We start from the raw sequence: 11731 nt of genomic DNA on the forward strand, positions 1-11731 counted from the left end.
ATCGGGCCCGGTGGTGGTCGACAGCCCGGAGGACCAGCCTGGCCACGGTGTCGGTGCCGGCGTCGGCGCCGAGGTCGACCAGGCGGTGTCCCCGCCCGCAGGTGAGGAGCAGGAGCCGTGCGGATTGATCGGTGTCGAGATCGATGACGACGCCATCACCTTCCGCCTTCCTGCAGAGGCCGTCGACGCGAAGTCGCCGCTCCACGTCCGCACGGCGGGTGACAGTCTCGGTCGCGGGATGGTCACCATCGCCTGGGAGTCGCCGGTCTGCTGATCACAGGCCGTCGTACTTTGGAGCGGCGTGGGTGGCGTGCGTAGACTCACCCACTGGTGGTTCTTCCACATGGTTGGTCGCGCCCTGACGCAGTTCGCCTTCGGGCATCTGTGCGCGGGCCGGATCGGCCGGACGAGCCGCGGAGGGCACTAGCTCAACTGGCAGAGCATCGGTCTCCAAAACCGAAGGTTGGGGGTTCAAGTCCCTCGTGCCCTGCAAGACAGACCATGAAGACGACAGAAGGAAAGGGTGAGCATCTTGTCGGACGCTCCAGCCGTCCACGGGGGCCGCAAGGACGCCCCGGGTGGCAAGAAGTCACCGAAGCGCACCGGCCCGGTGACCTTCTATCGCCAGATCGTCGCCGAGCTGCGCAAGGTGGTCTACCCCACCCGCGAGCAGCTCGTGACGTACTTCTTCGTGGTTCTTGCCTTCGTGCTCGTGATGATCGCGATCGTGTCGCTGCTGGACCTCGGTCTCGGCAAGCTCGCGTTCGAGATCTTCACCGGCGCAGACGACATCTGAGTTCACTCGGACCCGTTGACCCCTATTACCAACTGATGGAGCAGCAAGTGACGGAGCAGTACGACCCGGCCCTCGAGAGCGACGAGACGATCGTCGTCGAGGGCGAGGACGTCGAGACCGCCGAGGTCACCGAGGCCGCGGACGTCGAGGAGACCCTCGACGCCGAAGCGACTGACGCGCCTGAGGTCGAAGAGGGTGCCGACGAGTCCGTCGCCGAGGAGATCGTCGAGGACGAGCTCGTCGAGGAGGCGCCCGCAGAGGACGCCGACCCGCTCGAGTCCTTCCGTCGCGAGCTGTGGGCGAAGCCGGGTGACTGGTACGTCGTGCACACCTACTCCGGCATGGAGAACCGGGTGAAGCAGAACCTGGAGAACCGGATCCACTCCCTCAACATGGAGGACTACATCCACGAGATCGTGGTCCCCACCGAGGAAGTCGCCGAGATCAAGAACGGCCAGCGCAAGATGGTAAAGCGCACCGTTCTCCCCGGTTACGTCCTGGTGCGCATGGACCTCACCGACGAGTCGTGGGCCGCTGTGCGCCACACCCCGTCGGTCACCGGCTTCGTCGGTCACAGCCACCAGCCGGTGCCGCTGAGCATGGACGAGGTCGAGAAGATGCTCGCCCCCGCCGCGATGACCGTGATTGCTGCCGAGGCCGAGGCCGCCGCCAGCGCCGCGGGCTCGCCCACCACGCCGGCCAAGAAGCCGATCGAGGTCGCCGACTTCGGCGTCAACGACTCCGTACTGATCGTCGACGGCGCGTTCGCAACGCTGCACGCCACGATCACCGAGATCAACGCCGAGGCCCAGCGGGTCAAGGCGCTGGTCGAGATCTTCGGCCGGGAGACCCCGGTCGAGCTGAGCTTCAGCCAGGTCCAGAAGGTCTGAGCTCAGCGCGGTCGCGCCGGATCTCCGGTGGCGACCTGCAGTAGGTGGCAGAGGGCCAGGCAGCCCTCGTCATGACCACGAGAAGAAAGAGAACACGGAATGCCTCCCAAGAAGAAGATCGCCGCACTGGTCAAGGTGCAGCTGCAGGCTGGTTCGGCCACCCCGGCTCCGCCGGTTGGTACCGCCCTCGGCCCGCACGGCGTCAACATCATGGACTTCTGCAAGGCGTACAACGCCCAGACCGAGTCCATGCGTGGAAACGTCATCCCCGTCGAGATCACCATCTACGAGGACCGGTCCTTCGAGTTCATCACGAAGACCCCGCCGGCCGCAGAGCTGATCAAGAAGGCCGCTGGCCTCAAGAAGGGCTCGGGCGTCCCGCACAAGGAAAAGGTCGGCAAGCTGACCAAGGACCAGGTGCGCGAGATCGCGACGACCAAGCTGCCCGACCTGAACGCCAACGACATCGACGCCGCCATGAAGATCGTGGAGGGGACTGCCCGCTCCATGGGCGTCACCACCGACTGAAGCACCGTGGAAGGGCCGCGCTGGCCCGCTGACCACATCTCCTCTCTTAAGTAAGGAATCACCCATGCAGCGCAGCAAGACCTACCGCGCAGCGGAAGAGGCGTTCGACAAGAACGAGCTCTACGCGCCGCTCGCCGCGATCAAGATCGCCAAGGGCACCAGCAAGAAGAAGTTCAACGAGACCCTCGATGTCGTCATGCGTCTCGGCGTCGACCCCCGCAAGGCAGACCAGATGGTGCGCGGCACCGTCAACCTGCCCCACGGCACCGGCAAGACCGCTCGCGTCCTCGTGTTCGCGAACGGCGACAAGGCCGAGGCCGCCCGTGAGGCCGGCGCCGACTTCGTCGGTGGCGACGAGCTCATCGACAAGGTCGCCGGCGGCTGGATCGACTTCGACGCCGTGGTCGCGACCCCGGACCTGATGGGCAAGGTCGGCCGTCTCGGTCGCGTGCTCGGTCCGCGTGGCCTCATGCCGAACCCGAAGACGGGCACCGTCACCCCGGACCCGGCCAAGGCCGTGAACGACATCAAGGGCGGCAAGATCGAGTTCCGCGTCGATCGCCACGCCAACCTGCACTTCATCATCGGCAAGGCGTCGTTCTCCGAGGTCCAGCTCGCGGAGAACTACGCCGCGGCGCTTGACGAGGTCCTCCGCCTCAAGCCCTCGAGCTCGAAGGGCCGGTACCTCAAGAAGGTCACCGTCTCGACGACGATGGGCCCCGGCATCCAGGTCGACCCCAACAAGGTCAAGAACGTCGCGGAGGAGGACGAGGCCTGAGCCTCCCTCCTTCGACGTCGTCGCCCGTCATCCCGCAAGGGATGGCGGGCAACGTCGTTTTCAGGTGGCGTCCGTAGGGTTGCGCGCGTGGTGAGACTTCTCGGGGCCGCAGCCGCCTGCCTTGTCGCGTTGTCCCTCAGTGCCTGCGGCACGGAGTCCTCCGACGGGAGTTCCGACCCGTCGGCAGTCGGTACGACGACCCCGGCGACTGCGCCGACGGACCAGCCGACCGAGGTCCGGCCGACTCCGGGCGTCGAGCCGACCCGGGAGACCGCGCCGGCCGGACTGGAGGAACTCCCTGCGGGCTACGACGAGTCGCCCGACGGTGCGCTGCCCGCGCCCGACGACGACCTCACCGATGCCGAGCTGACCGGCCTGCTCCGCACCCGTGCGTCGGCGCACGGGCGTTCGCACTGCGGGCCCGAGGACGTCGAGGTCAGCCTGGTGGGCTTCGACATGTCTCTCGGGCACCGGTTCACGACGATCAACGTCGTCAACGTGTCGGGCCGGACCTGCACGATCGAGGGAACGCCCGGTATCGGCGTGCGCGGCGACTGGGGCACGACCTTCGTCCCGGAGGTCGGCGCCGGGTCCACCAGCGATGTCTCGCGCCCCATCGAGCTGACTCCCGCCGCGTCCGCGACCAGCACCCTCGAGTGGACCGGCGCGCTTGCCGGAGCCGAGTCCGAACACGCCTCGCTGGTCGTCGTACAACTGGCACAGGGGCAGGTGCCTGCCTCCGTCCCGGCGCACCTGGCGGGAGACCGGTCGCAGGAACCACTCGACATCGGGGCGTTCACCAGCCTGCGCCTGACACCGTTCGTGCCGAAGCGTTGAGCGACGTCAGGATGCCGCCCGAACAGGCGGAGGTCAGGCGGAGATGAACGACTCCAGAGCAGCGAGTTCGACGCACACGGCGACCCCGGCCATCGCGGCCTCGACCTCGGACAGCACCGGGAACGTCGGCGCCAGGCGGATGTTGCGGTCGCGCGGGTCGTTGCCGTGCGGGAACGCCGAGCCGGCGGCGGTCAGCGCGATGCCGGCCTCCTTCGCCAGCGCGATCACCCGCGACGCGGTGCCGTCAACGACGTCGAGGTTCACGAAGTAGCCACCCGTCGGGACCGTCCACTCGGCGATGCCCAGCCCGGCGAGGCGCCCGGACAGCGCGGCCTCGACCGCGGCGAACTTCGGTGCGATCAGGTCACGGTGCTTGCGCATGTGGGCACGGACGCCGTCCGCGTCGCCGAAGAACTCGACGTGGCGCAGGTGGTTGAGCTTGTCCGGTCCGATGGACGCGAAGCCGAGGCGGGCGAGGTACCAGGCGAGGTTCTCGCTGGAGGCGGCGAGCGCAGCCACGCCGGCACCGGCAAAGGTGATCTTCGAGGTCGAGGCGAAGATCAGCGGCCGGTTCGGGTGACCGGACACGGCGGCGAGGCCGAGGGCGTCGGCGCTCTTGGTCTCCTCCTCCGTGAGGTGGTGGACCGCGTAGGCGTTGTCCCAGAAGATCCGGAAGTCCGGCGCCGCGGTCTCCATCGCCATCAGCTCGGCGGCCACGGCGGTCGAGCACACCGCGCCCGTCGGGTTGGCGTACGTCGGCACGATCCACATGCCCTTGATGCTCGGGTCCTCGGCGGCCAGGGCGCGTACGGCGACCACGTCGGGGCCGTCGGCGTTCATCGGCACGGTCACCATCTCGATGCCGAGCTCGGCCAGCATCGTGAAGTGGCGGTCGTAGCCGGGCACGGGGCAGATGAACTTCACGACCGGCTCCTGCGACCACGGCCGCGGGGAGTCCGGGCCGCCCTTGAGCAGCATCGCGGTGAGTGCCTGGTGCATGATCGTGAGGCTCGAGTTGCCACCGCACACGACGTTGGCGGCGTCGACACCCAGCAGGTCGGCGAAGATCTCGCGGAGCTCGACGAGTCCGTCCAGGCCGCCGTAGTTGCGCAGGTCGGTTCCGGCGCGGTCGCGGTGCCCCGTCGGGAGGCCGAGCAGCCCGTTGGACAGGTCGAGCTGGTCGGCACCGGGCTTGCCCCGCGTCAGGTCGAGCTTGAGCCCGCCCGCCTTCAACGCGTCGTACTCCGCCTGCACCGTCGTCAGGCGCGCGGCGAGGTCGTCGGCGGACAGTTCGGACAGGCGCACGGGGGTGGTGGTCACGGGGACAATGGTGCCGTATCGACTTCGGCCACGGTGATTTGGACCGGGCCCGCGTTCCGCCGTACAGTTACCCACTGAAACCTAGAGACCGCCGGTTGTCCGGGCTGCCAGCCCTGACCGAAGGTTCCGTGAAAGCGGACGGCCTGCGCAGGGGATCAGAGCAGTACGACGTTCGTCGCTTCACCTGACGAGCGGTGTCCACGCCCTGAGCGCCTGCGCTCGGGGCGTCTGTCTTTCCCAGGACATTCGCGGAGGTCCCCATCCGGAAGGAGACCCATGGCGCGGGCAGACAAGCAGGCCGCCGTCGCGGAGATCGCTGAAGCATTCAGCGCATCCGCTGGCGCTGTGCTGACCGAGTACCGCGGTCTCACCGTCAAGGAGCTGCAGGACCTTCGCCGCTCCCTTGGTGAGAACGCCAACTACGCCGTGGTCAAGAACACGCTGGCCAAGTTGGCCGCCAACGAGGCCGGCATCACCGGCTTCGACGACCTGCTGACCGGTCCGACCGCGATCGCCTTCATCAAGGGTGACGTTGTCGAGGCGGCCAAGGGTCTGCGTGACTTTGCCAAGGCAAACCCCACCCTTGTCATCAAGGGTGGCGTTCTGGACGGCAACCTCCTCGACGCGAAGGAGATCGGCAAGCTTGCCGACCTCGAGTCGCGCGAGGTCCTGCTGGGCAAGATGGCGGGCGCCATGCTCGCTTCCCTCAGCCAGGCCGTCTACCTCCTCAACGCCCCGCTCGCACAGGCTGCCCGGCTCGCCGGCGCCCTGCAGGCGAAGGCGACTGAGGACCCCTCGATCCTCGCAGGTGGTGCCGGTACGCCGGCCGCTGTCGAGGAGACCCCGGCCGCTGAGGAAGCCGCCCCCGCCGAGGAGGCCGAGGCACCTGCTGCCGACGCCGCCGAGGTCGAGGCGACCGACGAGGCGACCGAGTCCACCGAAGCCTGATCCAGGCCGACGTACACCACCTGAAACCCCGGTCGGTCGCACAGCGCGGCCCGACCACCTGAGAAAGGAACCGCCACCATGGCGAAGCTCACCACCGACGAACTGCTCGACGCGTTCAAGGAGATGACCCTCATCGAGCTCTCCGAGTTCGTGAAGCAGTTCGAGGAGACCTTCGGCGTCACCGCTGCGGCCCCCGTTGCCGTTGCTGCTGCCCCCGCCGCTGGCGGCGGCGCCGCTGAAGAGGCCGCTGCCCAGGACTCGTTCGACGTCGTTCTCGAAGCCGCTGGCGACAAGAAGATCAACGTCATCAAGGAGGTCCGCGCGCTGACCTCCCTCGGTCTGAAGGAAGCCAAGGACCTCGTCGAGGCCGCTCCCAAGGCGATCCTCGAGGGCGTTGACAAGGCTGCTGCTGACAAGGCCAAGGAGGCGCTCGAGGGCGCCGGTGCCACCGTCACCCTCAAGTGACCTGTCACTGACCTACGCCGCGAGGCCGGTGGAGCGAAAGCTCCGCCGGCCTCGTGCCGTTTTCGTCTCGACCTTCGGGTCCGCGTGACGTGTGCCACGGTTTCCGCGTAACGTGCGCCACGCGGTTGCGTTGTTCCATCGCAGCCGTTCGGTGGGCCAGCGAAAGTCGTTTTGAGGAAGAGGTCAACATGGGCGTCGATGTCGCAGTGACGAACCTGACCAAGAGCTTCGGCAAGCAACTCATCTGGAAGGGCGTCACGCTGACGCTTCCGGCTGGTGAGGTGTCCGTGATGCTTGGTCCGTCCGGTACCGGCAAGTCCGTGTTCCTGAAGGCCCTGATCGGTCTGATCAAGCCCGACGAGGGCTCGATCGTCATCGAAGGCACCGACATCGCGTCCTGCTCCGAGAAGGAGCTCTACGAGATCCGCAAGCTGTTCGGCGTGCTGTTCCAGGACGGCGCCATGTTCGGCTCGATGAACCTGTACGACAACGTTGCCTTCCCCCTGCGTGAGCACACCCGCAAGGGCGAGTCCGAGATCCGCGACATCGTCATGGAGAAGATGGACCTCGTCGGCCTGCTCGGCGCCGAGATGAAGCTCCCGGGCGAGATCTCCGGCGGTATGCGCAAGCGTGCCGGCCTGGCCCGTGCCCTCGTCCTGGACCCCGAGATCCTCCTGATCGACGAGCCCGACTCCGGCCTCGACCCGGTGCGCACCTCGTTCATCAACCAGCTCTTCATCGACCTGAACGCGCAGATCGACGCGACGTTCCTGATCGTCACGCACGACATCCACAGCGTCCGGATCGTTCCGGACAACATCGGCCTGCTGTACCACAAGCACCTCGCGATGTACGGCCCGCGCGAGATGCTCCTGTCCTCCGACGAGCCCGTGGTGCGCCAGTTCCTCAACGCGCAGACGGTCGGCCCGATCGGCATGTCCGAGGAGAAGGACGCCGACCAGCTCGCCGCGGAGAAGGACATGGACCTCCCGCCGCTGCCGCCGATCCCGCTCCAGCTCGAGCCCTCGAACGGCATCCCGCGCCGCAGCCAGCGCGAGCCCGGTGCCTGGTGCCGGGACAACGGCATCGTCCCGCCTCCGGGCTCCTTCACCAAGGAAGCCGAGCACGCCAGCGGTTCCTCCCAGCAGCACTGACGGGTCTCAATTGTCCTCGACAACTGCGCGCGCACTGAGGCCGATCGGCACAGCTGGCAAGCTGTTCGCCTTCGCCCTCGACGTGGGCCGTGGCCTTTTCCGGCGCCCGTTTCAATTGCGGGAGTTCATCCAACAGGCCTGGTTCATTGCTTCGGTGACGATCGTGCCGACGGCTCTGGTCGCCATCCCCTTCGGCGCGGTCATCGCGCTCCAGGTGGGTGGCCTCATCAAGCAGTTCGGCGCGCAGTCGTTCACCGGTTCGGCGTCGGTCCTTGCGGTCATCCAGCAGGCCGGCCCGATCGCGACCGCGCTGTTGATCGCCGGTGCCGGCGGCTCGGCCATCGCGGCCGACCTCGGCGCCCGCAAGATCCGTGAAGAGCTCGACGCGATGATGGTGCTCGGCATCGACCCGATCCAGCGCCTCGTCGTGCCGCGCGTGCTCGCCTGCATGCTCGTCGCGGTGTTCCTCAACGGCATGGTGAGCGTCGTCGGTGTCGGCGGCGGTTACGTCTTCAACGTGATCCTGCAGGACGGCACCCCCGGTGCGTACCTCGCCAGCTTCACCGCGCTCGCGCAGTTGCCCGACGTGTGGATCGGCATGGTCAAGGCACTGGTCTTCGGTCTCATCGCGGCGATCGTGGCTTCCTACAAGGGCATGAACGCTGCCGGTGGCCCGAAGGGCGTCGGCGATGCGGTCAACGAGTCCGTCGTCATCACCTTCCTGCTCCTGTTCGTCGTCAACTTCACCCTGAGCACGATCTACTTGCAGATCGTCCCGCCGAAGGGGGGCTAGCGACGCCATGGCAAATCTCAAGGCGGTCTACGACCGGCCCATGAAGGGGCTGGACACGCTCGGTCACGAGCTGTCCTTCTACATCAAGGTGCTCCTGGCGCTGCCGCGCTCGATCAAGCGCTACCCGCGCGAGATCCTGCGCATCCTGGCCGAGGTCACCCTCGGCTCCGGTGCACTCGCAGTCATCGGCGGCACCGTCGGCGTCATCATCGGCATGACCTTCTTCACCGGCGCCCAGGTCGGCCTGTCCGGCTACGCCGCGCTCAACCAGCTGGGCACGGCCGCCTTCGCCGGCTTCGTCTCGGCCTACTTCAACACCCGCGAGATCGCGCCCCTCGTCGCCGGCATCGCGCTGGCCGCGACCGTGGGCTGTGGCTTCACCGCCCAGCTCGGGGCCATGCGCATCTCCGAGGAGATCGACGCCGTCGAGGTGATGGCCATCCCGTCGATGCAGTTCCTCGTCACGACCCGGGTCGTCGGCGGCCTGATCGCCATCGTTCCGTTGTACGTCGTCGGGTTGCTGTCGTCGTACGTCGCGAGCCGGCTGGTGGTCACCCAGTTCTATGGCCAGTCCGCGGGTACCTATGACCATTACTTCAACCAGTTCCTGCCACCGGGCGACGTGCTGTGGTCCTTCGGCAAGGTGCTGGTGTTCGCCGTCGTCGTCATCCTCATCCACTGCTACCACGGCTACACCGCGTCGGGCGGTCCTGCCGGCGTGGGCGTGGCGGTCGGCAAGGCCGTCCGGACGAGCATCGTGGCGATCAACGTGATCGACCTCTTCCTGTCGATGGCCATCTGGGGCGCTTCGACCACGGTCAGGCTGGCGGGTTGATCATGGACAAGGTTCTCAGCGCTCACAAGACGCTCGGCGTCATCTTCGTTGCCCTGCTCCTGCTCGGTGTCTGGCTCACCTACGCCGTCTTCACGAAGAAGTTCACCGAGTACGACGAGGTCACCTTGCAGACCTCGACGATCGGGCTGCAGCTCCCGACCCGCGCGGACGTCAAGGTGCGCGGTGTCATCGTGGGCGAGGTGCTCGAGGCGCGGGCCGGCAACGCCGACGGTGCCGAGCTCACCCTCGGCCTCTACAGCGACAAGATCGACCTGGTTCCCGCCAACGTGACGGGCTCGATCGTGCCCAAGACGCTGTTCGGCGAGAAGTACGTCTCGCTCGAGGTGCCCGAGACCGGGCCCGCCGGGACGATGAAGGCCGGCGACGTCATCGACCGCACCAAGGTCAGCATCGAGCTCGAGGCCGTGCTGTCGGACCTCTACCCGCTGCTGCGCACGGTGCAGCCGGCCGACCTCAACCTGACCCTGACCGCGCTGGCGACGGCGTTGGAGGGCCGGGGCGAGCAGCTGGGCCAGAACCTCGAGACGGTCGACTCGTACCTCAAGCGCCTCAACCCGCAGATCCCGGCGCTGCTCGAAGACCTCAAGCTCACCGCCCAGGTGTCCGACACCTACGCCGACATCCTTCCCGAGGTGGCCAAGATCCTCGACAACACGGTCAAGACGACGGGCACCCTCGAGGAGAAGGAAGCGGCCCTGACCGCGACCCTGCGCGACATCAGGAGCTTCTCCGACACCGCGACCTCGTTCCTCGACGCCAACGCCGCCCGCCTCAAGCGGCTCGGCGAGACCAGCACGCCGATCCTGCGTGCGGTGGCGCGGTACGCACCGACCATTCCCTGCATGTCCCGGGCGATCGTGATCACCCAGGGCCGGTTGGCCGAGGCGTTCCGTGGCTACGAGCTGCACATCGTGCTGGAGACCCTCAAGGACCAGCCGCGCGCCTACACGCCGGCGGACCGGCCGATCTTCGGCACCGACACCGGCCCCGACTGCCACGGGCTCCCGAACACGCCCTACAGCCAGTTCAACCCGGCGCCGGGACAACCGGGTCTCAACGACGGCATGAACGGCAACACGGGCAAGGGCAACTTCCGCGCTGCGCCGGGAGCCTCGGCCTCGGGCTACTACGGCACGCCCGATGACGTGTCGACCCTGCGCTCCCTGCTCACCCAGGAGTACGGCGACGCCGGCACCGACTTCAACGTCCTGCTCGCAGGACCCATCGTGGCGCAGGGAGGTGCTCGCTGATGCCCACTCGCGGACTCGACCGCAGGACGACCGGCGACCTCGTTCGTCTCGTCATCTTCATGGTGACCACGGCGCTGGCAACCGGCGTCCTGATCATCACGATCGGCAACCTGTCCTTCGGCGCCACCAAGGAGTACGCCGCCGAATTCGTCGACGCCACCGGCGTGAACAAGGGCGACGACATCCGGATCGCGGGCGTCAAGGTCGGCACGGTGCAGAAGATCGAGGTCCTCGGGGCCGATCGCGCCAAGGTCACCTTCAACGTCGACGCCGACACGGTCCTGAACCAGGCCACGCACGCCAGCATCAGGTACCGGAACCTGATCGGGCAGCGCTACATCTCGCTGACCCAGGAGGGCAACGGGGGAGAGCGCCTGGACGAGGGCGATGCCCTCCCGGTGGCGCGCACCAAGCCGGCGCTCGACCTGACCGTGCTCTTCAACGGCTTCAAGCCGCTCTTCCAGGCGCTGTCGCCCGACGACATCAACAAGCTCTCGTTCGAGATCGTCCAGGTCTTCCAGGGCGAGGGCGGGACGGTCGAAGGCCTGTTGGGGAGCACCGCCTCGATCACCCAGACGCTCGCCGACCGCGACCAGGTGATCGGTGAGCTGCTCGACAACCTGGACTACGTCCTGGACCACGTCGCGGACCGTGACGAGCAGCTGACCCAGCTGATCGACAGCTTCCGTGGCCTGATCGGTGGTCTCAACGACGACCGCGAGGCGATCTTGTCCTCGCTCGATTCGATCTCGGAGCTCTCGGTGCAGACGGCCGCCCTCGTGACGGACATCAAGGACCCGCTCGTCAAGGACATCAAGGAGCTGCGGAAGGTTGCCGCCAACCTCGACCGCAACCGCCAGGAGATCGACCGCTCGCTGCAGGTGCTGCCCATCAAGCTCACCAAGATCGGTCGTACGGCGACGTACGGCTCGTGGTTCAACTTCTACCTGTGCCACTTCAAGGCGACCGTCAAGGTGCCGGGCGTCGCGAAGCCGATCAAGGCGACGTACGGCGTCAGCGCCAAGCGCTGCTCGCTGGCGAAGGAGGTGGCACAGTGATCCCCTTCCGCGAACGCAATCCCGTCGTCGTGGGTGCCGTCAGCATCGCGACGCTCCT

14 protein-coding genes and 1 tRNA gene are annotated in these 11731 nt (G+C 67.3%); 14 read left to right on the plus strand and 1 reads right to left on the minus strand.

Features of this window, described 5'->3' with window-relative positions; all coding sequences use genetic code 11:
- The 7 genes from ACOADB_RS21845 to ACOADB_RS21875 form a co-directional block, all read left to right on the plus strand.
- A partial coding sequence (locus ACOADB_RS21845; protein ID WP_378603522.1) for a hypothetical protein occupies nt 1–274 on the plus strand: 274 nt, incomplete at its 5' end.
- Between the two features lie 143 nt (nt 275–417).
- Nucleotides 418–490: transfer RNA gene (locus ACOADB_RS21850), tRNA-Trp, on the plus strand.
- Between the two features lie 33 nt (nt 491–523).
- Nucleotides 524–796, plus strand: coding sequence for a preprotein translocase subunit SecE (secE, locus tag ACOADB_RS21855; protein ID WP_378603525.1), 273 nt, complete (start codon nt 524–526; stop codon nt 794–796).
- Between the two features lie 35 nt (nt 797–831).
- Nucleotides 832–1686: a transcription termination/antitermination protein NusG gene (gene nusG, locus ACOADB_RS21860; protein WP_378603528.1), complete on the plus strand. Its 855-nt coding sequence runs from the start codon at nt 832–834 to the stop codon at nt 1684–1686.
- Between the two features lie 99 nt (nt 1687–1785).
- Nucleotides 1786–2214 (plus strand): 50S ribosomal protein L11, encoded by a 429-nt coding sequence (gene rplK / locus ACOADB_RS21865; protein WP_056712441.1) that lies wholly within the window; start codon nt 1786–1788, stop codon nt 2212–2214.
- Between the two features lie 64 nt (nt 2215–2278).
- Nucleotides 2279–2992, plus strand: a complete 714-nt coding sequence (gene rplA / locus ACOADB_RS21870) for a 50S ribosomal protein L1 (protein ID WP_378603531.1) — start codon at nt 2279–2281, stop codon at nt 2990–2992.
- A gap of 87 nt (nt 2993–3079) precedes the next feature.
- Entirely contained in the window at nt 3080–3829 is a 750-nt protein-coding gene (locus ACOADB_RS21875) for a DUF4232 domain-containing protein (RefSeq protein WP_378603534.1), read from the plus strand.
- A 33-nt stretch (nt 3830–3862) separates the two neighbouring features.
- Here ACOADB_RS21875 and ACOADB_RS21880 read toward each other — a convergent pair whose 3' ends face one another.
- Entirely contained in the window at nt 3863–5149 is a 1287-nt protein-coding gene (locus tag ACOADB_RS21880; RefSeq protein ID WP_378603537.1) for an aminotransferase class I/II-fold pyridoxal phosphate-dependent enzyme, read from the minus strand.
- Between the two features lie 276 nt (nt 5150–5425).
- Between ACOADB_RS21880 and rplJ the strand changes: the two genes are divergently transcribed.
- From rplJ to ACOADB_RS21915, 7 genes are all read left to right on the plus strand, one after another.
- Nucleotides 5426–6097 (plus strand): 50S ribosomal protein L10, encoded by a 672-nt coding sequence (gene rplJ, locus ACOADB_RS21885; RefSeq protein ID WP_378603540.1) that lies wholly within the window; start codon nt 5426–5428, stop codon nt 6095–6097.
- 78 nt (nt 6098–6175) lie between these two features.
- On the plus strand, nt 6176–6562 hold the full coding sequence (gene rplL / locus ACOADB_RS21890; protein ID WP_378603543.1) for a 50S ribosomal protein L7/L12: 387 nt from the start codon (nt 6176–6178) through the stop codon (nt 6560–6562).
- A 188-nt stretch (nt 6563–6750) separates the two neighbouring features.
- On the plus strand, nt 6751–7716 hold the full coding sequence (locus ACOADB_RS21895; protein WP_378603546.1) for an ABC transporter ATP-binding protein: 966 nt from the start codon (nt 6751–6753) through the stop codon (nt 7714–7716).
- Between the two features lie 10 nt (nt 7717–7726).
- A complete protein-coding gene (locus ACOADB_RS21900) occupies nt 7727–8509 on the plus strand; it encodes an MlaE family ABC transporter permease (protein WP_378603549.1) in 783 nt (260 codons plus the stop codon).
- Nucleotides 8510–8516: 7 nt separating this feature from the next.
- The gene (locus ACOADB_RS21905) at nt 8517–9344 is read left to right on the plus strand and encodes an MlaE family ABC transporter permease (RefSeq protein WP_378603552.1); all 828 of its coding nucleotides are present in this window, start codon (nt 8517–8519) and stop codon (nt 9342–9344) included.
- 2 nt (nt 9345–9346) lie between these two features.
- Nucleotides 9347–10615, plus strand: a complete 1269-nt coding sequence (locus tag ACOADB_RS21910; RefSeq protein ID WP_378603555.1) for an MCE family protein — start codon at nt 9347–9349, stop codon at nt 10613–10615.
- Nucleotides 10615–11673 carry an MCE family protein gene (locus ACOADB_RS21915; protein WP_378603558.1) on the plus strand — a complete coding sequence of 353 codons (1059 nt, stop codon included), beginning with the start codon at nt 10615–10617 and terminating at the stop codon, nt 11671–11673. Before ACOADB_RS21910 ends, ACOADB_RS21915 begins: the two co-directional genes overlap by 1 nt.
- Nucleotides 11674–11731 lie beyond the last annotated feature (58 nt).

It is taken from the genome of Nocardioides sp. CPCC 206348, from assembly GCF_048654705.1.
In the GTDB taxonomy this organism is placed as follows: Bacteria; Actinomycetota; Actinomycetes; order Propionibacteriales; family Nocardioidaceae; genus Nocardioides.

What these genes read in the sequence shown, in the direction of transcription:
- nusG (WP_378603528.1), top strand. Translation starts at nt 832, where the DNA reads ATGGAGCAGCAAGTGACGGAGCAGTACGACCCGGCCCTCGAGAGCGAC.
- rplK (WP_056712441.1), top strand. Translation starts at nt 1,786, where the DNA reads ATGCCTCCCAAGAAGAAGATCGCCGCACTGGTCAAGGTGCAGCTGCAG.
- rplA (WP_378603531.1), top strand. Translation starts at nt 2,279, where the DNA reads ATGCAGCGCAGCAAGACCTACCGCGCAGCGGAAGAGGCGTTCGACAAG.
- rplJ (WP_378603540.1), top strand. Translation starts at nt 5,426, where the DNA reads ATGGCGCGGGCAGACAAGCAGGCCGCCGTCGCGGAGATCGCTGAAGCA.
- rplL (WP_378603543.1), top strand. Translation starts at nt 6,176, where the DNA reads ATGGCGAAGCTCACCACCGACGAACTGCTCGACGCGTTCAAGGAGATG.
- ACOADB_RS21895 (WP_378603546.1), top strand. Translation starts at nt 6,751, where the DNA reads ATGGGCGTCGATGTCGCAGTGACGAACCTGACCAAGAGCTTCGGCAAG.
- ACOADB_RS21905 (WP_378603552.1), top strand. Translation starts at nt 8,517, where the DNA reads ATGGCAAATCTCAAGGCGGTCTACGACCGGCCCATGAAGGGGCTGGAC.
- ACOADB_RS21910 (WP_378603555.1), top strand. Translation starts at nt 9,347, where the DNA reads ATGGACAAGGTTCTCAGCGCTCACAAGACGCTCGGCGTCATCTTCGTT.
- ACOADB_RS21915 (WP_378603558.1), top strand. Translation starts at nt 10,615, where the DNA reads ATGCCCACTCGCGGACTCGACCGCAGGACGACCGGCGACCTCGTTCGT.